24 protein-coding genes are annotated in these 24,148 nt (G+C 51.9%); 12 read left to right on the top strand and 12 right to left on the bottom strand.

Annotated elements, in window-relative coordinates; all coding sequences use genetic code 11:
• The first annotated feature begins 280 nt into the window (after positions 1 to 280).
• Positions 281 to 1,609 (top strand): ATP-binding protein, encoded by a 1,329-nt coding sequence (locus QWY20_RS03435; protein ID WP_330127631.1) that lies wholly within the window; start codon positions 281 to 283, stop codon positions 1,607 to 1,609.
• A 33-nt stretch (positions 1,610 to 1,642) separates the two neighbouring features.
• Here QWY20_RS03435 and QWY20_RS03430 read toward each other — a convergent pair whose 3' ends face one another.
• Positions 1,643 to 2,083 (bottom strand): type II toxin-antitoxin system HicB family antitoxin, encoded by a 441-nt coding sequence (locus tag QWY20_RS03430; protein WP_330127630.1) that lies wholly within the window; start codon positions 2,081 to 2,083, stop codon positions 1,643 to 1,645.
• A gap of 25 nt (positions 2,084 to 2,108) precedes the next feature.
• Entirely contained in the window at positions 2,109 to 2,291 is a 183-nt protein-coding gene (locus tag QWY20_RS03425; protein ID WP_330127629.1) for a type II toxin-antitoxin system HicA family toxin, read from the bottom strand.
• Between the two features lie 226 nt (positions 2,292 to 2,517).
• On the opposite strand from QWY20_RS03425, the gene parS reads away from it, so the two are divergent.
• Together parS and QWY20_RS03415 are read left to right on the top strand one after the other, a co-directional pair.
• Positions 2,518 to 2,967: a type II RES/Xre toxin-antitoxin system antitoxin gene (gene parS, locus QWY20_RS03420; protein ID WP_330127628.1), complete on the top strand. Its 450-nt coding sequence runs from the start codon at positions 2,518 to 2,520 to the stop codon at positions 2,965 to 2,967.
• Positions 2,964 to 3,428, top strand: a complete 465-nt coding sequence (locus QWY20_RS03415; protein WP_330127642.1) for an RES family NAD+ phosphorylase — start codon at positions 2,964 to 2,966, stop codon at positions 3,426 to 3,428. The genes parS and QWY20_RS03415 overlap by 4 nt, the downstream gene beginning before the upstream one ends.
• 7 nt (positions 3,429 to 3,435) lie before the next feature.
• On the opposite strand, the gene QWY20_RS03410 is transcribed toward QWY20_RS03415, so the two are convergent.
• Both QWY20_RS03410 and QWY20_RS03405 read right to left on the bottom strand, forming a co-directional pair.
• On the bottom strand, positions 3,436 to 3,678 hold the full coding sequence (locus QWY20_RS03410) for a BrnA antitoxin family protein (protein ID WP_330127627.1): 243 nt from the start codon (positions 3,676 to 3,678) through the stop codon (positions 3,436 to 3,438).
• Between the two features lie 48 nt (positions 3,679 to 3,726).
• Positions 3,727 to 4,611 carry an NAD(P)-dependent oxidoreductase gene (locus QWY20_RS03405; protein WP_330127626.1) on the bottom strand — a complete coding sequence of 295 codons (885 nt, stop codon included), beginning with the start codon at positions 4,609 to 4,611 and terminating at the stop codon, positions 3,727 to 3,729.
• Between the two features lie 91 nt (positions 4,612 to 4,702).
• Here QWY20_RS03405 and QWY20_RS03400 point away from each other — a divergent pair, with 91 nt between their 5' ends.
• Together QWY20_RS03400 and QWY20_RS03395 are read left to right on the top strand one after the other, a co-directional pair.
• The gene (locus tag QWY20_RS03400; RefSeq protein WP_330127625.1) at positions 4,703 to 5,188 is read left to right on the top strand and encodes a glutathione peroxidase; all 486 of its coding nucleotides are present in this window, start codon (positions 4,703 to 4,705) and stop codon (positions 5,186 to 5,188) included.
• Between the two features lie 76 nt (positions 5,189 to 5,264).
• Complete coding sequence (locus QWY20_RS03395; protein ID WP_330127624.1) at positions 5,265 to 6,251, top strand: 2-hydroxyacid dehydrogenase; 987 nt, start codon at positions 5,265 to 5,267, stop codon at positions 6,249 to 6,251.
• Between the two features lie 76 nt (positions 6,252 to 6,327).
• On the opposite strand, the gene fadR is transcribed toward QWY20_RS03395, so the two are convergent.
• Positions 6,328 to 7,044, bottom strand: a complete 717-nt coding sequence (gene fadR, locus QWY20_RS03390) for a fatty acid metabolism transcriptional regulator FadR (RefSeq protein ID WP_330127623.1) — start codon at positions 7,042 to 7,044, stop codon at positions 6,328 to 6,330.
• Positions 7,045 to 7,221: 177 nt separating this feature from the next.
• Between fadR and dsbB the strand changes: the two genes are divergently transcribed.
• A complete protein-coding gene (gene dsbB / locus QWY20_RS03385) occupies positions 7,222 to 7,758 on the top strand; it encodes a disulfide bond formation protein DsbB (RefSeq protein WP_330127622.1) in 537 nt (178 codons plus the stop codon).
• 49 nt (positions 7,759 to 7,807) lie between these two features.
• On the opposite strand, the gene QWY20_RS03380 is transcribed toward dsbB, so the two are convergent.
• The 3 genes from QWY20_RS03380 to QWY20_RS03370 all read right to left on the bottom strand — a co-directional run bounded on the left by QWY20_RS03380 (position 7,808) and on the right by QWY20_RS03370 (position 9,902).
• Positions 7,808 to 8,428, bottom strand: coding sequence for an FKBP-type peptidyl-prolyl cis-trans isomerase (locus QWY20_RS03380; RefSeq protein WP_330127621.1), 621 nt, complete (start codon positions 8,426 to 8,428; stop codon positions 7,808 to 7,810).
• Positions 8,429 to 8,499: 71 nt separating this feature from the next.
• Complete coding sequence (locus QWY20_RS03375; RefSeq protein ID WP_330127620.1) at positions 8,500 to 8,778, bottom strand: YfcL family protein; 279 nt, start codon at positions 8,776 to 8,778, stop codon at positions 8,500 to 8,502.
• Positions 8,778 to 9,902 carry an ATP-NAD kinase family protein gene (locus tag QWY20_RS03370; RefSeq protein WP_330127619.1) on the bottom strand — a complete coding sequence of 375 codons (1,125 nt, stop codon included), beginning with the start codon at positions 9,900 to 9,902 and terminating at the stop codon, positions 8,778 to 8,780. The genes QWY20_RS03375 and QWY20_RS03370 overlap by 1 nt, the downstream gene beginning before the upstream one ends.
• Before the next feature lie 132 nt (positions 9,903 to 10,034).
• On the opposite strand from QWY20_RS03370, the gene QWY20_RS03365 reads away from it, so the two are divergent.
• The 3 genes from QWY20_RS03365 (at position 10,035) to QWY20_RS03355 (ending at position 14,404) form a co-directional block, all read left to right on the top strand.
• Positions 10,035 to 11,480, top strand: a complete 1,446-nt coding sequence (locus tag QWY20_RS03365) for an aldehyde dehydrogenase family protein (protein WP_330127618.1) — start codon at positions 10,035 to 10,037, stop codon at positions 11,478 to 11,480.
• Positions 11,481 to 11,580: 100 nt separating this feature from the next.
• Positions 11,581 to 13,698 (top strand): methyl-accepting chemotaxis protein, encoded by a 2,118-nt coding sequence (locus QWY20_RS03360; protein ID WP_330127617.1) that lies wholly within the window; start codon positions 11,581 to 11,583, stop codon positions 13,696 to 13,698.
• A gap of 19 nt (positions 13,699 to 13,717) precedes the next feature.
• Positions 13,718 to 14,404 carry a TorF family putative porin gene (locus QWY20_RS03355; protein ID WP_330127616.1) on the top strand — a complete coding sequence of 229 codons (687 nt, stop codon included), beginning with the start codon at positions 13,718 to 13,720 and terminating at the stop codon, positions 14,402 to 14,404.
• On the opposite strand, the gene QWY20_RS03350 is transcribed toward QWY20_RS03355, so the two are convergent.
• From QWY20_RS03350 to prmB, 3 genes are read right to left on the bottom strand one after another with little or no spacing between them, the layout of a single operon-like run.
• Positions 14,384 to 15,571, bottom strand: coding sequence for an MFS transporter (locus tag QWY20_RS03350; protein WP_330127615.1), 1,188 nt, complete (start codon positions 15,569 to 15,571; stop codon positions 14,384 to 14,386). The genes QWY20_RS03355 and QWY20_RS03350 overlap by 21 nt on opposite strands.
• Positions 15,568 to 16,686: a chorismate synthase gene (gene aroC / locus QWY20_RS03345; protein ID WP_330127614.1), complete on the bottom strand. Its 1,119-nt coding sequence runs from the start codon at positions 16,684 to 16,686 to the stop codon at positions 15,568 to 15,570. The genes QWY20_RS03350 and aroC overlap by 4 nt, the downstream gene beginning before the upstream one ends.
• Entirely contained in the window at positions 16,687 to 17,685 is a 999-nt protein-coding gene (gene prmB, locus QWY20_RS03340; RefSeq protein WP_330127613.1) for a 50S ribosomal protein L3 N(5)-glutamine methyltransferase, read from the bottom strand. It lies immediately after the preceding gene.
• A 76-nt stretch (positions 17,686 to 17,761) separates the two neighbouring features.
• Here prmB and smrB point away from each other — a divergent pair, with 76 nt between their 5' ends.
• Positions 17,762 to 18,325 carry an endonuclease SmrB gene (smrB, locus tag QWY20_RS03335; protein WP_330127612.1) on the top strand — a complete coding sequence of 188 codons (564 nt, stop codon included), beginning with the start codon at positions 17,762 to 17,764 and terminating at the stop codon, positions 18,323 to 18,325.
• Between the two features lie 5 nt (positions 18,326 to 18,330).
• Here the strand turns inward: smrB and sixA are convergent, their stop codons facing one another.
• Positions 18,331 to 18,819, bottom strand: a complete 489-nt coding sequence (sixA, locus tag QWY20_RS03330) for a phosphohistidine phosphatase SixA (protein WP_330127611.1) — start codon at positions 18,817 to 18,819, stop codon at positions 18,331 to 18,333.
• Positions 18,820 to 19,005: 186 nt separating this feature from the next.
• Here sixA and QWY20_RS03325 point away from each other — a divergent pair, with 186 nt between their 5' ends.
• Together QWY20_RS03325 and QWY20_RS03320 are read left to right on the top strand one after the other, a co-directional pair.
• Entirely contained in the window at positions 19,006 to 21,765 is a 2,760-nt protein-coding gene (locus QWY20_RS03325) for an insulinase family protein (RefSeq protein ID WP_330127610.1), read from the top strand.
• A gap of 73 nt (positions 21,766 to 21,838) precedes the next feature.
• Positions 21,839 to 24,100 (top strand): putative bifunctional diguanylate cyclase/phosphodiesterase, encoded by a 2,262-nt coding sequence (locus tag QWY20_RS03320; RefSeq protein ID WP_407935390.1) that lies wholly within the window; start codon positions 21,839 to 21,841, stop codon positions 24,098 to 24,100.
• The last annotated feature ends 48 nt before the right edge of the window (positions 24,101 to 24,148 follow it).

The raw sequence follows: 24,148 nt of genomic DNA, 5'->3' as shown, positions 1-24,148 counted from the left end.
AGCTGACGATCAATAAATTGGATGATTACTAAATCTGGTGATTAGGTGAAAGTGCAACTGATATTAAGCAACCAGTAATGGTGGTGGTGGTAAATTGGAGTGACCTTTTACAGGCTCTCGGATCAGTGGGTGTTCTCGACACAATAAGAGGCGCCCCTCACTTTTATGCGCATTAAACAGAAGTTTCGATCAATTTTACGCGCATAAAAGTGTTATAAAGTTTGTTTTTACGCGCAGATAAGTGTAGTGTTAGCCATAATGCTGATACTAAGGTGATGCTATGGAACGCGAATTACTTGCAGAGCTGCTGCGTTGGAAGGACAAAACTGAACGCAAGCCGTTACTGATTGATGGCGCACGCCAAACCGGCAAAACCTATTTGTTGCAGCAATTGTTTGGCTTGCATTTTCCGCGGGTGCTGAGAATAGATTTTCTGGAATCACCGCAGATGGCAGAGGCCTTTGCCGCCTCCTTAGTGCCGCAGGATGTGCTGACGAATATTGAGTTATTAACCGGCCAGCCGTTTAACCTGCAAACAGACTTATTAATCCTCGATGAAATTGGCGAATGCCCCCGAGCCGTAACCGCCTTAAAATACTTTGCCGAGCAAACACCACAGGCATTTATTGCTGCCAGCGGTTCTAATATCGGTTTGCTGAATACCTTCCCGGTAGGTAAGGTAGAGCAATACAATTTACGGCCTTTAACCTTTCGGGAGTTTTTGCAAGCGGCGGCAGAGCCAGCATTACTGAAGGTTTATGACGCAGCACAAAACTCCGCTGCGGCACACACCAAACTGCTTGATAAGCTAACCGACTATTACTTCACCGGCGGTATGCCGGAGGCGGTCAGCTCATGGTTTCAGCTAGCGGATCAGAGCATATTGCAACGGGTGAAAGCCGTTTCAAAAGTGCAGGCCGATTTGCTGGCAGGCTATATCCGGGATTTTGGCAAATATTCCGGTAAGACCGATGCCGCATTGATAGAAGCGGTGTTTACAGCGGTGCCGTCACAACTGGCCGCCGTGCTGGATCAGTCGGTAAAACGCTTTAAGTTTAAAGATGTTTATGCACGCAAGTCACGTTATCAGGATTTAGAAACCAGTATTGACTGGCTGGAAAAATGCCGGCTGATCCTCAAAAACTACCCTGTTGAAGGCAGGCCCCGCAGCCCACTGGCAGCGTATAAAAAAGACAATATGGTAAAGCTGTTTCTGTTTGACGTTGGCCTGCTGAACCATATGCTGGGAGTAAGCTATCTAGAGATTAAACAGCAGAGCTTTGAATACAAGGGCTATATTGCAGAAAACTTTGTACAACAGGAATTAGCGGCCCTGGGTATTGAACCGACGTTTTCATGGAGTGATGCCAGAGCAGAGATAGAGTTTATTTTAACTGATGCGACAGGCAATATTATTCCTCTGGAAGTGAAAAGCGGTAAGCGCACCCGCGCCAAATCGCTGCAATCCTATATTGAAAAATGTCAGCCGCTAAAAACCATTAAATTAACCGGCACTCAGGGCTCGTCAGCGCTGGAGCAGCAGCACCTGGTGTACCCACTTTATTACACGGCTCAGGCAATCAGACAGCATCTAAAATCGGGGTCGTAACACTCCGTACCATAGGCGGCTGGTCGGCAAGTGCTAATTGCCCACCGTTTCCAATTCGTGCCGAGCCGCAGTAGCCAGGAAGTGGCTACGGTCGCGGTAGCGATCTGGCGCTGCTTTTACCTTATGGTCGATACGGCTGATCAATGTATCAGGGATGCTGATATTAATGCGCTTAGGCTTACCTTCAAATGCAGTAATATCAACGTGGAGCATTAGCCAGGCATCGCAGTGGGCATAATCAGCTTGCTTCTGGTAGGTCAGGGCGCCCAAGTCACGCAAACCCTCAGTAGCGGTGCCGTCTTCCTGCATGCTTTCCAGTACAAGCTGTATAGCCTCAGTTGCCATCGGTGCTATCTGATCTTCGGTATCTGCAGCACTGAAACAGCTAAACTTTTCATTGCACAATGCTGGCACTACAAGCCCGTAGGCTTCTGCCTCTGATTTTGGCGTTTCAATACCAACTGAAAAGTACATAACTCACCTCGTTAAATGCAGCGGGCTAGATGCCCGCTGACTTTTTTATCGCCTTCACAGTTCCGACTGGCAATGCCCCTTTTGGGTGCGGTACCGGGAAGGTTTTCCCTGTCACCGGGGAGAACCATATTTGGTGACTCCCTTTACCCTGCCGTTTCATGTAACAACCGGCTGCTTTAAGCTCTTGGATCAGGTCAGATGATTTCATAAGGACTCCGCTAACCTGTGTATTAGTATATACACACCGATACACACTCGCAAGAAAGGTCAACTTATTGATTGCTTATGGGAGCATTTGAGCCCTAATAAAATAAACGTCAATGGACCTAAGTGGATTTTGGTGTGAGGGGTTGGTATGACCGAAAATTAGGGTCGCATTGACCAGGAATAATCACCTGATATACTTCTGATATATCAGATGATAGGAGGCAACAATGTCTGCCATGATCCGTGAGTTTAGTCCCCGCCTCTCCACCAAGCCTGATATTTGGCGGCAAATCGGCATTGCTGAGCGTGGTCCTAAACTGTATCAGGCGCTGCATCAGGGCTTTGCCTACCAGGTGTTTGATAAACTGGCAGCACTGTCCACCCTGGATAAAAAGCAACTGGCAGCGGTTTGCCAGCTGGCCCCTGCTACCCTGGCCCGGCGTGCGAAAAGCGGCCGCTTTACTCAGGATGAAAGCGACCGGCTGTATCGCTTTGCCACCGTTTTTGCGGCTGCCAGCAGCTTGTTTGGCGGCGATAGTGCTGCCATCAGAAGCTGGCTGACACAGCCCGTGTATGGCCTTGGTGATCAGGCCCCTATTGAGATGCTGGCCACCTCGGCAGAAAGCCAGGCGGTGCTGGATCTGATTGGCCGTTTAGAGCATGGCGTCTTCAGCTGATGCTGCTGTACCGGCTGGTGCATCAGAAGTGGGCTGATCAGGCGTTTGATGGCGAAGGTGCCAGGCTGTATGGCGGGCGCTGGAACAGCAAAGGCAACGCCTGTATCTACACCGCAGGTTCGGAGGCTCTGGCTATATTGGAAGTGCTGGTGCATCTGAACAACCGAGTGGCATTAAAGCAGTTTCGCTTATTTCAGTTGCAGCTACCGGACGATGCCTTACTTAGCCTAAGCCCACAGCACCTGCCCGCCAACTGGCAGGTACAACCGGCCAGCGCTGAAACCGCCAACATCGGCGATAGCTGGCTGCAAGAGCAAGCCAGCCTGGCCTTAGCCGTACCCAGTGTGCTGGCACCGCGCGAGCACAACATTTTGCTAAACCCAGCACACCCCGACTATTCGGCCTGTCTTGACAGCCAGATAGAACTGGATTTTATGCCGGATCCTCGGTTAAGCCGCTAAACTGGGTTTAGCCAGCTTTTGGGTGTGGGCGCTCTGCCGGCCACTTGACGCTCAGCTTACGGTGCTGAGCCACGCAGTCTCTTAGATACAGGTTAATCAGGCTTTGGTAAGGGATCCCTTCTTCTTCTGCCATTTCCTTGAAGTAGGCTATTACATCCTCGCTTAAACGCATGGTCACCGGCTTTTTTAGCCTGGAGGCATAAGGGTTCTTGCGTGAACTCATTTCGGAAAGATCGTATTCAGCTTTCATGGTAGAGCACCTTGATATGCCTTTAAAACATACTTTACGCCGCTACAACTACTTCTGCAAACGCGCCAACAAACTTGACGTATCCCAGCGGTTGCCACCCATGCGCTGGACTTCGCTGTAGAACTGATCGACCAGAGCAGTCAGTGGCAGATGGCTGCCATTTTTGCGGGCTTCGTTAAGGGCAATAGCGAGATCTTTGCGCATCCAGTCGACGGCAAAGCCAAAATCGTACTCGCCTTTGAGCATGGTCTGATAACGGTTTTGCATTTGCCAGGACTGAGCAGCCCCTTGTGAAATCACCTCCACCACAGCGGCAGCATCCAAACCGGCGTTTTGGGCAAAATGCAGCCCTTCCGCCAGGCCTTGCACCACACCGGCGATGCAAATTTGATTGACCATTTTGGCAAGTTGCCCGGAACCGGCAGGCCCTAGCAGCTTGCAGCAACGGGCATAAGCCTGCATCACCGGTTCGGCTTTGGCATAGGCCTCGCTGTCGCCGCCGACCATAATGGTCAGCACCCCGTTTTCAGCACCGGCCTGGCCGCCGGATACCGGTGCATCCAAAAAGCCAATGCCTTGCTTCGCACAAACGGCAGCAAGTTCACGGGCCAGCTCTGCTGAAGCTGTGGTGTGATCGATCAACACCGAACCTGGCTGCATGCTGGCCAGTACGCCGTGCTCACCATAAACCACCGAGCGGACATCATCGTCATTACCAACACAAAGAAACACCAGCTCTGACCCTTGGGCGGCCTCTGCCGGTGTGCTGCCATACTGACCGCCATACTGCTTAACCCATTGCTGTGCTTTGCTGCTGGTGCGGTTGTATACCCGGGTCTCATGACCGTTGTGTTGTAAATAACCAGCCATCGGATAACCCATCACACCCAAGCCAATAAAGGCGACTTTTTTGCTGTTCGCGGAATTTGTCATACCAGTGTCTTACTTCTGTCGTAAACTAGGGAATGGCGCTAAGCGTACAAAGATGGCCGCAAAAAAGCAAAAACCTTTTGGGGAAGAACGGATGAACAACCTGCATCACTTTACCGTGAAAGACGCACAGGGCAAACCTGTTGATTTATCGCAATACAAAGGCAAAACCGTGCTGGTAGTCAATACAGCCAGTCAATGCGGCTTCACCCCACAGTACCAAGAGCTTGAGACGCTCTATCAAACCTATAAAGATCGCAATTTTGAGATCCTGGCTTTTCCCTGCAATCAGTTTGGTGGCCAGGAGCCCGGCTCGGATCAGGACATTCAGCAGTTTTGCGAAATTAATTATGGCGTTAGCTTTTCGGTGATGGCAAAAGTGCAGGTGAATGGCCCTGAAGCCGAGCCCTTGTTTGAGTTCCTGAAAAACCAGGCCCGCGGTTTGCTGAAAACCCGTGCTATCAAATGGAACTTCACCAAGTTTTTAGTCAATGGTAAGGGCGAAGTCGTGAAGCGCTATGCACCGCGCACCAAGCCGCTGGCGCTTAAGCAGAGCATTGAGGAATTGCTCAACCCATAACCTTCATTGATCGGCCGCAATAACGGATGCCTCTTTTTTGCTACACTGTGGACAAACTGAAACAGGGATACCCCGCATGAAAGTAACCGTATACAGTGCCAAAAAGTACGATCAACAGGCTTTTAGTCGTTGGGCCGATGCCAAGCTGGAGTTTCACTATCTGGAGTTGAAATTAAACCCGGATACCGTCGCGCTGGCCGCAGGCAGTAGCGCCATCTGCGCCTTTGTCAACGACGACTTATCCGCGCCGGTACTACAAGCCTTACACGCTGAGGGAGTGCGGATGATTGCCCTGCGCTGCGCTGGGTTTAATAATGTCGATTTGGACGCAGCCAAACAGCTGGGTATTCGGGTAGCGCGGGTCCCCGCCTACTCGCCAGAGGCAGTCGCTGAACATACCGTTGGCATGATGCTAACGCTAAACCGCAAACTGCACAAAGCCTACAACCGGGTACGGGACGATAACTTTTCGCTGGATGGTTTGCTCGGCTTTAATATGCATGGCAAAACGGTAGGCCTGATCGGTACCGGCCGCATAGGCAAAGCCACTGCGAAAATTTTGCTGGGCTTTGGTTGCAGCTTAATCTGCCACGACCTGTACGAAGATGCGGAGTTAAAACAGCTGGGAGCGCGTTATCTACCCCTGCCCGAGTTGTACCGTGCAGCCGATATCATCAGTTTACACTGCCCGCTAACCCCGGAAACCCGTTATCTGATTAATCAGGATAGCCTGGAGCTGATGAAGCAGAACGTCATGCTAATCAACACCAGCCGTGGTGGCTTGATTGATACCAAAGCCGTGATTCGGGCGCTGAAAAGTCGTAAAATTGGCTATTTGGGGCTGGATGTGTACGAGCAGGAAGCCGACCTGTTTTTTGAGAACCTGTCGGAAATGGTGATCGATGATGATGTGTTTAAACGACTGCTGACCTTCCCGAATGTGCTGATCACCGGCCATCAGGCCTTTTTTACTGAAGAGGCCATGCAGCAAATCAGTCAGATCACCAGTGATAATCTGATGGCTTTTGCTTGCGGTACCGCCAATGGCAATGAGCTCTGTTAAAGCCCCAGCAAGCACTTTCATATCTGCAATAAAAAAACCGCCTCAGCGGTTTTTTTATTGCAGGATAACAGCAACCTTATTCAATCAAGTCTTTCGGAATACTGGCGCGAAGCCCAAACCAGATTTTGCCGCTTTCCCAACCGTACTTTCGCACCACAGCAATCACTTCATCGTGACGCCCGGCCTCGGCATAGGCGCGCAATTCCTTGTAATAGCAACGAGCCAGTTCCCGGGCTTCTGGCTGGGAAAAATAAAAACGGGCAATTTTGTTGTACAAGCCACGAAAGCCATTCAGGATCAGCACATAAATCCGGTTGGATGAGTGCAGCGCCAGCTCATGATTTAAGTTGTAGTCAAAATCAGCAAATGCTTCTGCCGTATCGGGCAGCTCATCAGCTCCGGCAAAAGAAGCCATTGCTTCTTCGCGATGGGTTTTGATGGCTCCACGGATATAAATGGCACTGATATTGGTGCGGGCAGACAGCAGCTCGTTCACCAGATCCGGCATCTGGTCCTGATCCAGTCGCGCCAGTGTTTCCAGGATGTTCAAACCCGAAGTTTCCCAGAAATTGTTCACTTTGGTTGGCTTTCCATGCTGAATGGTGAGCCAGCCATCACGCGCCAGCCGCTGCAAGACTTCGCGCAGCGTAGTACGGGTGACACCAATCAACTCTGACAATTCACGCTCGGCAGGCAGGATGGAGCCTGGGGCAAACTTGCCATTCCAGATTGAGTCAACAATGTATTCTTCTGCAAAACCGGCCGGGCTTTGTGCTTTAATAAGATTGGTCATCCAGGAAGGTCCACTTTGGCTATCTTTGTTTTAGATTATCGACTGATTGTACCAGAGAACCATCAGTTAACAAGTGGTGCAACCATTTTGGCAAGCTTTTGCCGCCAGAGTTGTAACCAGATGCGCAATGACATAGAGTAACTGCCTCAAAATTAGACTTTTCCCGGAGCCTGACCGATGTTTGAATGGCTAAAAAAATTCTCAAAGCAACGGCTAAGCTGGCTATTGCTGCTGCTAACAGCACTCGGATTGCAGCTGACTGCACTGTACTTTCAATATGGCATGGGCCTGGAGCCTTGCATGCAGTGTGTTTACATCCGGGCTGCCGTAGCTGGTATTTTCCTGGCCGCTTTAGTTGGCTTGCTGGCACCAGCCAGCACACCGATACGACTTGTTGCCAGTCTGGGCTGGCTGGCAGCGGCCATTTACGGCTGGTTGCAGGCAAGAAAACTTAGTGATATCGAACAGTTGATTGCGGATGGCGGTTTTTACAGCTGTGCTTTATTCGCAGATTTTCCGGATTGGTTGCCACTGCACGAGTGGCTACCCTCTGTTTTCGATCCAACCGGGCCCTGTGGTGCCATTGACTGGCAATTTGCCGGTGCGTCGATGGCGGACTGGATGCAATGGATCTTTGTAGCCTATGCGCTGGTGGCGGTGCTGGTGCTACTCAGTCAAGCAGTCCGGCTAAATACCAACCCATACAAAGGCTAATTCGCTTTTACAAAATCAGGCGCCTGAGCGCCTGATTTTATAAAACGAATTACTCAACAATTGCCAGTAACTCGACATCAAACACCAGGGCGCTGAAGGGCGGAATAGCGTGGCCTGCACCGCGCTCGCCGTAGGCCAGCTCGTGCGGAATATACAGACGGTACTTGGCACCTACCGGCATCATCTGCAGGGCTTCGGTCCAGCCAGCAATCACACCAGATACCGGGAACTCCGCCGGCTCACCACGCTGGTAGGAACTGTCAAACACAGTGCCATCAATCAGCGTACCGTGATAGTGGGTACGCACCGTCGACTCACGACCAGGCTTATCGCCAGCACCGGCATTTAACACTTCGAACTGCAAGCCAGACTCAGTGACGGTCACTTCAGCGCGCTTGGCATTTTCTGCCAGGAAGTCTTCGCCAACTTTAGCTGCTTGTTCTGCTTTTTCAGCCTGGGCTGCTTGCATGCGCTGGCTGATTTCAGTGAACGCAGCACGAATTAACTCTTCAGAGACTGCCGGTGCTTCGCCCTGAAAAGCGGCTTGTAAACCCGCCGCTACGGCATGGATATCCAACCCATCAAAAGGATTGTCGGCCAGTTGCTGACCCATTTGCAAACCAATGCCATAACTGGCGTGCTGTTCTAACGAGGTGTATTGTTCAGACATAAAACTCACTTTGTGATTGGCGCTGTAGCTACAGCAAAGAAGTTCTATAGTACCGCAAACCAAGTCGGCTGTCAGGCCGCCAGTTGCTGAACTTGCCGCCAAAGGCCGGTGACCAGTTGCTGATCGTCGCTGTTGAGCTCTCCATTGGCGATGGCTTGTGCCAAACTTTGCTCCACCTGCGCTTGCAATTCCTGCTGGTTAAAAGGCGCTCCCGCCACTTCCAGAGTGCCAACGGCCAGATCAAAGTGACCACGCAGATAACCGGCGGCAAACAGCTCGTCGTCGCTGGCTAATGGGATCATCTGGTCAAAATAGTCGGCCACGGCCGAAATAAAGTGCATGCTGTCCATTAATCTGCCTCTCCTAATCGATACATCACATAATCGTTGTAGCCGGTCAGTACCGGGATAAACCCTTGTAACTGTCGATCCAAAACAGCATCACCGGTATCGGCCAGCAGCGGCCTGCCGTCTAATTGCTGCAATTTACTCTTGGTGGCTATCAGCCAGATATTTTCCCGACCAATAGCCCGGATCACTGCAGGTGAAAGCTGTTGATTGCCACGACCAAACACATGGCCCTGACCACCAATCAAGGTGATGATCAGCTTGCTCGGTTTATCTTGAACCAGCGCCAGTAGCTGACTGGCAGTCACATCACTGGCAATCAGCTGACCATTTTCTACCACATCAACACCCAACAAGGTGTTATCAAGACCAAGCTGCTGCATCACCGCCGCAACCGTAGAGCCTGAGCCCATCACATAGCGCACATCGTCGTCCATCTGGCTGACGACCCAGGCGGCCAGATCATCGAGCACCAGCTCTTCCGACTCACGTCCACCCATTTTCACGCTTTGCACGTACTGCAAGGCAGCAGGAATGGACAGTTCACCAAAGCGCCGGGCTTTCACCACGCCCTGACGAAAAGCCTGCTCATCAATATCCATCACATCGGCCTGACGCATGGACACCAGTTCTCCCCGTACCAGGCTGGCCACCAACTTACCCGCAGCAGTGGGGCTAATGGCATACACACCGGAGTGAATTTTACAGCCAGCAGGAATACCAAGCGCAGTCACCTGCTCTGGCAGCACCGCACAGATATTGCGGGCGGTGCCATCACCGCCGGCGAACAGCAGCAAATCGATACCGTCAGCTACCAAAGCCCGGGCAGCTGCTTCGGTATCGTCCGCCGTGGTTGGTTCCACAGCCGGTTGATAACAAACTTTGCAATGAAAACCAAGCTGCTCCGCCAACTGCTGGCCCATGCTGCCTGCCACGGTTTTAATCAGCAACCGCTCCTTAAGCGATGCCAATTCACTGAGCGTGGTTTCGCTGCGTTTACCGGCCAAAGGTTCAGCACCCAGCGCCAGTGCCTGTTCAGCCACTCCATCACTGCCCTTTAAGCCGACACTGCCACCCAAACCGGCCAGCGGATTGATAATTAAGCCTAAACGAAACACCGACGACATCACGCTCCCCCAGCCTTGCTTTCATGGCGCGCATTGTACCCGCTTGCCTCTGTTTTTCCCAGTAGCAGTACTTGAGTTGCTGCAGGAAGTCCCCTAGAGTAATCCCACCAATGAACTGCCTGTAAGTTCTTTATGCTCAAGCACCCTGATACTACCAATGCAGCTACCTCAAAATTAGCTGCTACCTTTGCCAGCCAACAGCAGGCGGCCCGGGCTCAGCCATACCCGGACTATCGCTCACGCCTCCATGCACTGACGCAACTGGAGCAGCAGTTTAAGCAGCAGCTGAACGCCCTTGCCGCCGCACTGTCCGAAGACTTTGGTCACCGCTGTGCCGAAGAAAGCCTGCGGATTGAATTGTTGCCTACGCTGCAGGGGTTGGCGTATCAGCAACGGAAATTAAAGCGTTGGATGAAACCGGAAAAGCGCCACACCAGCTGGCTGTTTCAGCCAGCCAGTAATTTCATTCAGTACCAACCCAAAGGAGTGGTTGGTATCATGGTACCCTGGAATTACCCGGTATTTTTAACGCTGGGGCCTTTGATGGCAGCGCTGGCTGCCGGCAACCGGGTGATGCTTAAGCTGTCGGAAGATACCCCAGCCACCAACCAATGTTTGCAGCACCTGCTGGCAGCGGTGTTTCCAGACGAGCAAGTCGCCGTGTTTAGCGGTGATGCAAAGCAAGCCGCTGATTTTGCCGCCTTGCCTTTTGATCATCTGCTGTTTACCGGCTCCACCGCGGTTGGCCGAAAAGTCATGCAGGCCGCTGCTGCTAATCTCACCCCGGTGACGCTTGAGCTGGGTGGCAAATCACCGGCCATTATTGCCGCCGATGCCAACCTGGCGGTCAGTGCCGAGCGGCTGATATTTGGCAAGTGCGCCAATGCAGGCCAAACCTGCGTTGCGCCCGATTATCTCTGGGTTGATGCGCAAATCGAACCTGCTTTAATCCATGCAATGAAAGGCGCCTTTACCCGGTTGTACCCTGCCAGCCGGCTGCAGCAGGATTACAGCTGGCTTTGCACCGAACGCCAGCGCCTTCGTATGCGCACGTTGCTGCAGCAGGCTGAGCAAGCTGGCGCCACCATCATCAGTTGCGCTGAACACAGCTGGCAGCATTATCTCAACGATGGCAGCGGCCTGTTGCCACTGCAGCTGGTGCTGAACTTGCCTGAGGATCATGCCCTGTGGCAGCAGGAAATTTTTGGCCCAATTTTGCCCATCCGAAGCTTTAGCACCATCGAGCATATTTTTACCGAATTGAGTACTCAAGCCAGACCTCTGGCCCTGTATGTGTTCAGTGATGATAAAGCACTGCAACAACGATTTCTGAAGCACAGCCACTCTGGCGGAGTCTGCCTGAATGACTGCCTGATGCAGGTAGCGCAGGATGACCTGCCTTTTGGGGGCATTGGTGCCTCCGGTATCGGCGCTTATCATGGCAAGGAAGGTTTCCATACCTTTAGCCATGCCAAAGCCGTACACAGCAAAGGCTGGTGGCACCCGGGCAAACTGATCTACCCGCCTTACAACAAAAACTGGCTGAACACAGCACTACGATGGTTGCTTCGGCGCTGAAGGATAATTTCACAAGCACCGCAGACTCCATTGCATTTAAGGATATTCTGAACTTAACTTGAAAGGTCAGATTGTTGTAGACCTTGCAAAGGATATCATCATGCAGTTTCAATCCCTTCGCTTTCAGCTCAGCCTGGGCGTGGCCTTATTGCTACTGATCAGCACAGCCAGCATGGCGCTGATAGGTTGGCAGTCCACCCGAAGCAGCAATCAAAATGCGATTGAGCGGCTGGATAGCTCAATGCGAGCCACCGCAGAAACCATCCTTACCGATGCAGCCAGAGTGAACGCACTGGATACCGCCAGCGTAATGAACCGGAATTTCGACGTGGCCAAGAACCTGGCCAGTCTGATGCGTCACAGCGCTATTGGCTCCGGCAATACGCCCTATAGCCGTGAGCAAGTTCAGCTGTTCGCCCGTCATTTGCTGCAGGCGAATCCTGCTGTGTCTTCCATTTACACCCAGTACGAAGCCAACGGTTACGATGGGCGCGACGACGATTATCGTGGCACCGGCATTGAGCACAGCTCAGATCAAGGGACTCTGGAAGTGTATTGGGTGGCATCCGAAGGCGGCCTGGAGTTTATTCGCACGCCGGATGCCGCTGATAAATACCTCAGTAATCTGAATGAATTTGGCATTCGTGAAGCCGAATGGTACCTGTGCAGCCATGATAACCGCCGGCCTTGCCTGATGGAACCATACCAGTATGAGATACGGCCAGGTTATGAAGTGTTACTGACATCCCTGGTTTACCCGGTGCTGGTCAATGGTGCCTTTCGTGGCGTTGCAGGCGTTGATATTAACCTGCCGGTATTACAAGAGTCGCTGCTGCGCCAGGCTGCCAGCCTGTACGATGGTCAGGCCGATCTGTACCTGCTCAGCGAGCAGCAATTGGTGGTAGCCTCCAACCGCTTTGCCGATCAGTTGGGCCAGTCACTGCAACAGCTGGCCCCGGAGCTCGCAGCCGCGCTGCAACAACGAAGAAGCGGGCTTTTTTCCTACCAGGATCAGTTGGTATTGGCCCACCCTATTCCCATCGAAGCCTCCGGCAGTACCTGGTATACTCTGGTGGCCGTTCCAGAACAGGTGGCACTGGCGACCGCCTATGAGTTGTCGCAGCAACTGCAAGAGGATGCCAACGCCACCACAGCCAGGATGCTGCTGTCCGGCTTCGGGCTGTTGCTGCTCTTTGTTGCCTTGATGTCACTTTGGTTAGCCCGCGCGACCAAGCCCATTGTAAAAATGAGCCTGCTGATGCAGGACCTTTCAGGTGCAGAGGGTGACTTAACGCGAACCCTGGATAGCAGCCGCCATCAGGAGCTGCAGGATATGGCCGATGGATTCAATGCCTTTACCGCCAAGCTGGCACAGATGATCAAAGCATTGCAGCAATTTTCCGCCCAGTTGCAACAGCAAACCCACACCCTGGTGGATACCAGTCAACAAACCAATCAGGCCACACAACTGCAGGCCGCTGAAATTCAGAATGTAGTATCCGCTATGCATGAGATGACAGCCACCGCAAACGAAGTCGCCCAACTGGCTGGTAGCACAGCTGAAGGGGCTCAAAGTGCCATTGCGGCCCTGAATGAAGCCAATGGTTTATTCCAGAGCACATTGGATGAGTTTCGCCAGGTTGCGGTGGACGTGGAGCACAGCAAAGTTCAGATTGAAGAGGTAGCGGGTAGCAGCCAGGAAATTAATCAGATTATTGAAGTGATTCAGTCGATTGCCGAGCAAACCAACTTGCTGGCACTGAATGCGGCTATCGAAGCCGCCCGTGCCGGCGAGCAAGGACGAGGCTTTGCTGTGGTAGCTGATGAGGTTCGTACCCTGGCTGCCCGTACCCACAGCTCCACCGATCAAATCAAACAGCTAATTGCCAATTTACAGCATCAGGTCGGCGGTGCGGTGCAGCAAATCAGTAAAAATACCGCCGGGATTGAACAAACCTTGAGTGAAGCTGTGGTCGCCTACGACAAGCTATCCGCCGCCACCAGCGATATGTCAGCCATCGCCGATAACTCCTTTCAGGTGGCCACTGCAGCAGAAGAGCAGAACCAGGTGAGCGATGAAATTAACCGCAACATTTCGGCCATAGGCGATGCTACCCGGGAACTTGAGCAACTGGCGCAGCGCAATAAAGAAGTGAGTGATACCATCGATCAAATCACCGGCCACATGGATGAGCGATTAAACCAGCTCAAATGTTAAACACTGCACAGGAGTTCCTATGAAGCCATCATTAATAGCTACAACTTTACTTGGCAGCACTTTGCTGTGCGGTAATTTGCTACCAGCTCAGGCCAACTGGACCCTGGAGCTGGCAGTGACCAACAATTATCTGTTCAATGGCGTAAGCCAAACGGATAAGAAACCAGCTTTTCAGCCGGGGTTAGTCTGGGAGGCTGGCAATGGCTTCTATGCCGGTTTTTGGGGCTCGAATGTCGACTTCGGCGAAGGGACCAAGGTAGAGTTCGATGGCTACCTGGGTTACTACCACCAGTTTAAAGACTTTGGCCTGGATGTTGGACTGTCCCAGTACACCTACCATGGCCGCAGCTACAGCTCGGACCTCAACTTTCGTGAAGTGCACGTGATACTGAACAGAAACCCGTATGAATTATCACTGTGGTACAGCAACGATTATTTTGGCTTTGGTGGTGGTCATCTGGTGGTGAAGATTGCCCGGAGCTTCGCGCTTAGCCCAGGCTGGACCCTGCAGGCAGGCCTGGATCGCTCGCATTCATTCGATAAAGATAGCTACGACTGGGAAGGAAAATCCGGGTTTTTCCATGCCGAGCTGGTGTTAAGCACCGAGCTGGCTGGCTTTGTCCTGAGCGCTGGCCTGCACACCACAACCCTCAAAGAGCGCTGGGGCGATGATGCCCTGGTATTGTCAGTGAGCCGCTCTTTTTGAAGGCTCGGCGTGTACCTGAGCCGGCAGACAAAGCGCACACAGCATCGCCACTCCGGCTGTGATGGCTGCGATAACAAAGGTTTGGGTTGCACCAGCACCATCCTGCCACAAGATGCCGGCGGCATAAGCACCGACAGCGCCACCGCCACCAAAAATCAAACCGGCATACAGGGCCTGCCCCCGGCTGCGTAATGCTTTCGGAAAATAATGCTGCACAAATTGCATGGCACAGCTATGCGCAATGGCGAAACTGCCAGCATGCATCAGCATACTGACCGCCAGCCAGAGCGGCGAGTGCGCAAGGTAAGCCAGCATCAACCACCGGACCATGGTCAGGCCATAACAACAGCTCAGCACCAACCGGTAACTGCGCTGCTTGAGCAAAGCCCCCATCCAGAAAAAAGCGATAATTTCGGCCAACACCGCCAGGCTGATAAAAAGCCCGGTGGCTACCCCGCTGTAGCCCAGATCACGGGCATACAAGGTGAAAAAACCATAAAAAGGGGCAAAGCTCATCTGCAAAATAAAAGCCGCCCCCATAAAGCAGAGAAACACCGGCTGCGTTAATAATCGGCCAAAGCCCTTTCGCTCTGCGCTGTTTTCTGTCGGCGCGCTAAGCTCTGGTAATAAAAACAAACTGCCAATCAGCAGCAACATCAGCAAGGCGGCGCCATAGGGCAGCGCCTCGGTGCCGAAGCTTTGCAGCAAAACCCCACCCACCAGCACCAATACAATGTAGCCGACACTACCACTGCTGCGAATGCGGCTATAACGGCTGGTATTATCATTCAAGAAGTGAAAGGTGGTGACTTCCAGTTGCGGCAGGATAGCAGTCCAGAAAAAACTGAAAAGACTAAAGCCAAGCAATAAGAGCCAAAAGCCGTAGTCGAAGAAGCTGCTAAGCCAACCAAGCAAGGCCAGCACAGCGCCCAGCCGCATGATACGCAGCGGGCGCCCTTGCCGCTCCGCAACGAGGGACCAAAGGCTTGGCCCTACAATGCGGGTCGCTGTGACCAAAGCCAGCAGCAGGCCAATGTCGTACGAACTTAGGCCGCGACCATCAAGAAACAGCCCCAGATACGGAATAAAAATGCCCAGCACACCATAGTAAGCAAAGTAAGCCAGTACTAAAGCTGGTACAGCATGCTGTGTTGGCAGTCCACTCATTCGTCTTGCAGGCGGGCAATATCCGGTGTGTTGCACACCACATCGGGGTTCTGAGCCCGATGACGCAGCAGATGATCCATCAACACAATGGCCAGCATGGCTTCAGCAATCGGTACGGCCCGGATCCCAACACAGGGATCGTGCCGGCCCTTGGTCAGCATATCCACCGGTTCACCGTCCAGATTGATGCTCTTGCCTGGAATGCTGATGCTGGAAGTCGGTTTAAGCGCAATACTCACCCGAATATCCTGCCCACTGCTGATGCCGCCCAGCACACCACCGGCATGATTGGCACTAAAGCCCTGTGGCGTTAATTCATCACGATGGGTCGAGCCTTTTTGCTCTACCACTGCAAAACCATCGCCGATTTCTACCGCTTTGACTGCATTGATGCTCATCATGGCATGGGCAATATCGGCATCAAGCCGATCAAATACCGGCTCTCCCAAGCCGACAGGGACTCGGCTTGCGACCACATTGACCCGGGCACCGACCGAATCCCCCTCTTTTTTCAGCTCACGCATGTAAACATCCAGCGCTTCCAGTTTACCCGGATCCGGGCAAAAGAAAGGGTTGTTGTTCACTTCATCCCAATGCGCTTGCTCCATCACTACCGGGTCCACCGCAACAGGGCCTAACTGGGCCAGATAACCACGAATCTCCATGCCGAACTTTTCTTTCAGGTATTTTTTGGCAATGGCGCCAGCAGCAACCCGGATGGCCGTTTCACGAGCGGAAGAGCGACCACCGCCGCGGTAATCGCGAATACCAAACTTATGCCAGTAAGTGTAATCCGCATGGCCAGGACGAAACACATCTTTGATTTTCGAGTAATCCTGCGAACGCTGGTCGGTATTTTCAATCAATAAGCCAATGGAACAGCCGGTACTGATGCCTTCGAACACGCCAGATAAAATCTTCACCTCATCGGCTTCACGCCGGGCTGTGGTATAGCGAGAGGTGCCGGGCTTACGCCGATCTAAATCCTGCTGCAACTCTTCTGCTGTGATCCGAAGTCCCGGTGGACAACCATCCACAATACCGCCGATGGCCGGGCCATGGCTCTCACCAAAGGTGGTTACCCGAAACAACTGGCCAATGCTATTGCCTGCCATTTAAAACTCCTTCAGTTGTTGCTGGCAGCGCACCAGCTCTGCTTTATCAATGGCAAATACCCCGGTACCGCCCTGCTCAAACTCCAGCCATTGCAGCCGCACATCAGGCAATAACGCCTGCAATGCCACCATGCTGTTGCCCACTTCACACACCAATACACCCTGCTCAGTCAGATGCTCAGCTGCTTGCTGCAAAATTTGCCGGGTCAGTGCCAAGCCATCAGCACCGGATGCAAGACCAAGCTCAGGCTCGTGCAGAAACTCAGCCGGTAAGTCCGCCATATCTTCGGCATCCACATAAGGCGGATTGGTGACAATTAAATCGTACTGCTGCCCGGCCAGGCCAGCAAATACATCCGACAACAAAGGGAAGACCCGATGCTCAAGCTGATGCTCTGCAATGTTGTATTCAGCTACTGTCAACGCATCCGGGCTAATGTCGACAGCGTCCACTTCAGCCTCCGGGAACTGATAAGCACAGGCAATGGCAATGCAGCCGGAGCCGGTACATAAATCCAGGATCCGCTCAGGCTGGTGGCCCGCTAACTGCTCACTAAAACCCTGTAAGATCAGTTCAGCTATCGGCGAACGTGGTACCAAAACCCGCTCATCGACATAAAATGGCAAGCCAGCAAAGTACGCCTGATGCGTCAGATAAGCCGCTGGTATCCGCTGCTCAATCCGCTGTTGCAACAGCGCCAGAAAGTCGCGCCGCTCCTGCATGGTCAACCGGGCCTGAAACAAATGCTCGTCGGTAATGGGGGGTAAAGCCAGCACAGCCGCCATTAAGTTAGCAGCTTCATCCCAGGGGTTGTCCGTGCCATGGCCTAAATACACCTGGCCCTGATGCATTTTACTGACCGCAAAGCGCAACCAGTCCTGTATGCTGCACAACTGCGCCAGAGCATCGTCAATCAAAGCTGGAGTGAACAAAGAAGCTGGCTGGGATTGCTCATTCTCTGTGGTGATTGAGCCTGTGGTCACTGAGCCTGAAGTCATAATAGTCCAAGTTTATTCGTAAGGCAGGCAGCGGAAGTGGTTTGTGTTGACCGGCAGGTTTGATTACACTTGCACCATGCCAGATAAAACCAAACTAAGCCCGGAAGAAAGTCAATTATTCCGTGACCTTGTCGCGGACGCCTCGCCATTGGTACAGGATAAAAAGTGGCATCATTCTACTCCGGTTACGCCAAAAACTAAAGCAAAAGCCCTGATACCGGCCAACGAGCAGGCCCTGTTTTATTTTTCAGACCAATACGAAGGCTATGTCGCTGGTGATGGCGCCCAAAGTTATGTGGCTCCGGGCGAAGATCCGCTGTTGGCCAGGGCATTGAAACGCGGCCAGATCCAACCTCAGGTGACGCTGGATTTGCATGGCATGACTCAACAGCAAGCCAAACTGGAGCTGGCAGCTTTACTGCACTGGTGTGAGCAGCAGCATCTGCACTGTGCTTGTGTTGTTCATGGCAAAGGGCTGGGGATTTTAGCGCGGAAAGTACCTAACTGGTTAATTCAGCATCCCAATGTGAGGGCATTTCATACCGCCCCGCGCAGCTGGGGCCGCGATGGTGCTTTGCTGTTGCTGCTGTCATTACCCAAGGGTGCTGTCGCCGATAAAGACTGCGACAATCTCCCCTAGAAGGATTACACCGGCAGTAAGCTGAGATCTTGTGGTGAGGTCGCTTCCAGCAATTGCCCATGGCCACCGGCTTGATACTGCAAACACGCCAAACCGGCCGTAGCAAATACCGGGCATTGGCCTGCACTGCTAAAAGTTTGCACCAAAAAGCTGACCAGCGGCATATGAGAAACCAGCAAAATACGCTGCTCCGCATCGGTCGACCATAGCGCATCCAAATACAGTTGAACCTGAGTCGGATCGCCTTCCGGTACCAGATCCGACAACAAGGTCAATTGGCAGCCTGCTGGCTGTTTAAGCAACATCAATTCAGCCGTCTGACGCGCCCTGCTGTAAGGACTACAGATCACTTTGTCAAAAGCCGGGTAATGTTGCCGCAGCCAGGAGGCCATTCGACTGACCTCAGCTTTTCCTTTTGCAGTCAGTTGTCGTTTTGCATCTGTGCTTTGCAGCGCTTCAGCCTCACCATGACGCATAATCACTAAGTTGACCATCTACTGCCACCTACTACCGAAATGTCAGGCCCTGGATACACCAGGCTAAAAATTGTGCGCTATCATAATGAAAGATTCGTCAATGAGTAACTGTTATTAAGGCATAAACTTAAGCTATGCTATTCCTTAAAGGCATGAAAAACACCCACAAAGCCGGTTGTCCCTTTTAACCCAGCAGGCAGACTTTTGAAAAAAACCAAGATAAAGCAAAGTCCTAACGACCAAAAACAGTACAAACACCTGGTGCTGGACAACGGCCTGGCTGTACTGCTTGTTCAGCAAAGCGATGCAGAAAAAAGTGCGGCAGCCCTTTGCATCCGGGCCGGTCACTTCGATGATCCGCCGCAGCGCCAGGGTTTAGCGCACTTTACCGAGCATATGCTGTTTCTTGGCAGCAAACATTACCCGGTGGCAGGCAGTTTTCAACAGTTTGTCAGCCATCATGGTGGTAGCAGTAATGCCTGGACCGGAACTGAACACAGTACCTACTTTTTTGATAGCGACACCGAACACTTTGCCTATGGCTTGCAGCGTTTCGCTGATATGTTTGCTCACCCATTGTTCGCTGAGAGTTATATCGAGAAAGAGCGTCAGGCCATCGAAGCTGAGTTCACGCTCAAACTAAAAGATGACGGCCGCCGGATTTATCAGGTGCACAAGGAAACCGTCAACCCGGCGCACCCTTTCGCTAAATTTTCGGTTGGCAACCTGCAAACTCTGGTCGACCTCCCAGAACAAAGCCTGCGCGATAGTTTGCTGGCTTTTTATCAGCGTTACTACCTGGCCAGCCAAATGACGTTGGTCCTGGTGGCGCCGGATGCGCTCAATACCCAGCAACAATGGGCTGAACACTACTTTGCCGCCCTGCCTCAGGGGGAGTGTCAACGCGACTGGCTGGATGAGCCATTGTACTTACCGGAGCAACTGGGTATTGAGCTGAAGGTGGAGCCACACAAAGAGATGCACAAGCTGGTGCTGAGCTTTGCCTTACCCGGAATCCAACGTTGGTATCCTTATAAATTGGTCAGCTTCATTGCCCACCTACTGGGTGATGAAGGACCTGGATCTTTGTATGCAAAATTGAAGTCGGCAGGTTGGATCAACCAGCTCAGTGCCGGTGGTGGTGTTGATGGCAGCAACTTTAAAGATTTCAGTATTTCCTGTGAACTGACTCAAGCCGGCATGGCATCGACCGAGCAGATTACCCAGATGGTGTTCCAGTATCTTGCCATGCTGAAACAGGCACCCTTCCCACTCCATCTCTATCGCGAGCGACAACAGTTGCTGCAGTGGTCCTTCAGTTATCAGGAACCAAGCACCACCGAACAAACAGCGACTGAGCTGGCGGTCAATATGCATCATTACCCAATCGAAGACATCGTTTTTGGTGACTACCGGATGGAAACTCCGCCAGAGACTCTGTATCGTCAGGTGCTGAATTATTTCCAACCAACCAATATGCGGCTGATGCTGATTGCACCAGGCCTGACTACTAATCAAAAAGCGCGTTGGTATCAAACACCTTATCAGGTTCAACCTCTTGCAGCAGCATGGCTGCAGTCACTGGCAAAGCTTCAACCTGAGCCAAGCTTTCAGCTACCACAGCCGAACCCCTATCTGGTGGATGAGCTGCACCTTTTGCCGGCAGATGCGACCCAGGAAAAGCCTGATTGCATCTACCGGGATAAAGCGCTCACTTTATGGTTTAAACCAGACGCCGACTTTCATACTCCTAAGGGCCATATCTACCTGCAGCTCAGCTTACCATGCAGCATAAAGAGTTGCTGGCAGCTGGCTGCCACCCGGCTCTGGGTTGAATTGCTGAACGATGAAATTCAACAAGCACTTTATCCGGCCAGCACAGCCGGCCTTGGGTACAGCTTGCATGTGCAAAAACAGGGCATCAGCATTCACAGTTATGGCCTGACGAATAATCAGATCCAGTTGTTATTGGATGTGCTGCAACATCTGGATCAGTTTGAAGTGCGGGCCGGGCGCTTTGAAGAAATTAAGCAACAGTTGATGCGACACTGGCGGGATAGCCATAAAAACAAACCGGTCGCCAGCCTGTTCAGCCAACTGTCAGCGATTTTACATCCGCTCAATCCAGCCATTGATGTACTGCTGCTGGAGTTGGAAGACATGCAGTTGGATGCCTTTGCCAGCTTTCATCAGCAATTGCTGCAACAACTGCATATTGAAGCTTTTATGGCGGGAAACTGGCAACAACACGATGCTGCGGAGTTGCAGCAACGGTTAGGCCACTGGCTGGCGAAACGGCAGCACTGTGCGCCTTTATCGGTCCCGGAGCGCTCTGTGCATGGTCATGGCCCGGTTTGGCTTAACATTGCAGTGGATCATCCTGATCACGCTCTGGTGATTTACTTGCCAGCAGCCGATAAATCACCCGAGCAAATTGCTCGTTTTATGCTTGCCAACCACTTATTAGCCCCACGCTATTTCCATCAGCTGCGGACAGAGCAGCAACTGGGGTACCTGGTAGGTACTGGTTATGTGCCGGTGAATACCATGCCTGGCCTGGCCTTTTACATCCAGTCACCAAACAGTGACTGTGAACAGCTTTACCAAGCTACCGTCCAATTCTACCGAACTTTCCTGGCTGAGCTGGAGCAATTGAGTGAGAGCGAATTTCAGGAATTAAAGCAAGGCTTACTAAACCAATTGCAGGACAAAGATACCAGTTTAAGCAGTCGTGCCAAACGATTATGGCTGGCGATAGGCCAGGACGATTTGCAGTTTGACCTGACTGAGCGCATCAGCAATGCAACAGAGCAGTTGAGCCTCAATCAATTTATTCACTTTTTTTACCTGTTGCTATCCCCGGATTACGATGCCATCTTCCTCGCAACAAGCAGCACGCCAAGCCACAGTCATCTGCGCTTTATGGATGCAGCACAGCTCATCACTGAGTTGGAAACTAGTTGATACGATTTGCTTTTGACAGCTCAGAGCAATTTCTATATGTTAACGGTACCTAGATTGCATCCATGATGATTTAATGCGCGCTGGCATCAGAATAAAAATAATAATACTAAGCTGCCTTTGGGCGCTGTCTCCGGATACAGCCTTCGCTATGGACTGGGAAGCAGTGCAACCCTATGTGCTCAGTGGTGTGCTGCTGCTGTCGTTTGGTGCCTTACTGTTAGCCCATTTAAGCATTGTTAAAATGCGACGCTATCAATCACGACTGGAACACAGCGAAGAGCGGCTGCGCCTGTCACTCTGGGGCAGTGGTGATGAGCTGTGGGATTGGAATATTGAGCAAGGCACCCTGTATCGCTCAAGCTCCTGGCACAGTCCGGTCGAACTGGATCCGGAAACACAAGACATTCCTCCAAATCGACAGCAAATTCATCCGCAAGACCTGGATCGGGTCAGTGAAGCGCTCAGCATGCACCTGAACCAGCAAAGCCCTTATTTTGAAGCCACCTACCGGATCCGCTCCAGCGATCAACAGTGGATTTGGGTGCTGGACCGCGGCAAGGTCGTCAGTTATAACCAGCAGAACCAAGCCAGCCGTATGACTGGCACATTGAAGAATATTCACCATATCAAACTGGCAGAAGAGCGCTTGCAGCTGTTTGCCCAATGTCTGGAAAACATTTCCGATGCCGTTGTTATTTGCGATACCACCTTTCGGATCCTGGAAGTAAATCCAGCTTTTAGCCGGATCACCGGTAAAGATCGTGAGCAAGTGATCCAGCAACCTTTTGAACTCTCGCTCTATCCCAGTCGTTTTATGCGTGACATCAAGCAAGCCTTGTTGAAAACAAGCTCTTGGGTTGGTGAGGTGCAAGAGCAGCGAAGCGATGGGCTTATCTACCATGCCGAGCTGAGCTTTAATGTGGTGCGTGATGAACAAGGCCTGATTCAACAATACGTAGCGGTATTTTCCGATATTACCGAACGAAAAACCCGGGAAGAACAGCTCAGCAAGCTGGCCAACAGCGACACCCTGACCGGCTTGCCAAACCGGGCGCTATTTTTAAGCCAGTTAGGTGAACTGGTAGAGCAGCAAAAGCGCCATTCGCTGTTAATGTTTGACCTGGATAACTTTAAAAAAATCAATGACTCTCTGGGGCACCAGCTTGGCGATGGCTTGCTGTGTAAGCTAACAGAGCGCCTAAAGCTGTTTCCCAGCAACAAAGGGCAGCTGTACCGTCTTGGAGGTGATGAGTTTGCGATCTTGCTGGAAAACACCAACGACATTCATACCATCACCACATTGGCCAAGGAGCTGATCAAGCAAATTAATTTGCCGTTTTTTATCAATCAGCACGAACTGGCCATTAGCTGCAGTATTGGCATTGTATTGTACCCGGAGGATGGACAGGACCCGCAAAGCTTGCTGCGTAATGCCGATACCGCCATGTACCATGCCAAAAACGAAGGCGGAAACCGCTACTTGTTTTTCAATGACAGTATGAACAAGCAAGCGGTGAAACGTTTGCAAATTGAGAACCTGATCCGTCATGGTTTAAAAGAAGACTTTTTTAGCGTTTATTACCAACCCAAAATGGATATCCACACCGGTAAACTCGTTGGTATGGAAGCTTTGGTCCGCTTTATTACCCCCAAGCGGGGCATTATCAGCCCAGCTACCTTTATACCGGTAGCGGAGGAGACCGGGCAAATTGTTGAAATTGGGGCTGTAGTACTACGTAAAGCCTGCCAGCAAGTCAAAGCCTGGATAGACCAAGAGCTTTTTCATGGCCGTGTTGCCGTGAATTTGTCGGCTAAGCAATTCATGTTGCCTTATTTGTGTGAACAAATTGACGATGTGCTGCAGCAGACCGAGCTGCCTTCGTATCATTTAGAGTTGGAAATTACCGAAGGCACGGTCATGCAATCGCCCACCATGGCGATTGATACCATGAAGAAACTGCGGGCTCGCGGTATTCATTTGGCGATGGATGATTTTGGTACCGGCTACTCATCGCTTGCCTATCTGAAACAGTTCCCACTGAATACGCTGAAAATCGACAAAGCATTTATCGATGATATGGATACAGCCCGGGGTCGAAATATGGTGGACACCATCGTCACCATTGCTCATAACCTGAGTCTGACGGTGGTGGCTGAAGGGGTGGAAGAAAAGCAGCAGTTAGACCTGCTGAAACAATTACGTTGCGAAGTGATACAAGGCTATTACTACAGCAAGCCTTTGTCTGCAGAAGATTTTAGTCAGTTCTTGCAGCAACAACAAACACCAAAGGCAAGCCAAATCCCGCGAAGTGTTGCTACAGTTAGTGCGCTGTAGTTTTCACACTGAAAGCCCGCAAACCCTACCGGGCAACTAGCCCGGCAG

Origin of the sequence: Alkalimonas cellulosilytica, from assembly GCF_036325985.1 — a bacterium.
In the GTDB taxonomy this organism is placed as follows: domain Bacteria; phylum Pseudomonadota; class Gammaproteobacteria; order Enterobacterales; family Alteromonadaceae; genus Alkalimonas; species Alkalimonas cellulosilytica.
Note: the sequence above shows the minus strand (reverse complement) of the source record. Positions and strands in the feature narration are given on the sequence as shown.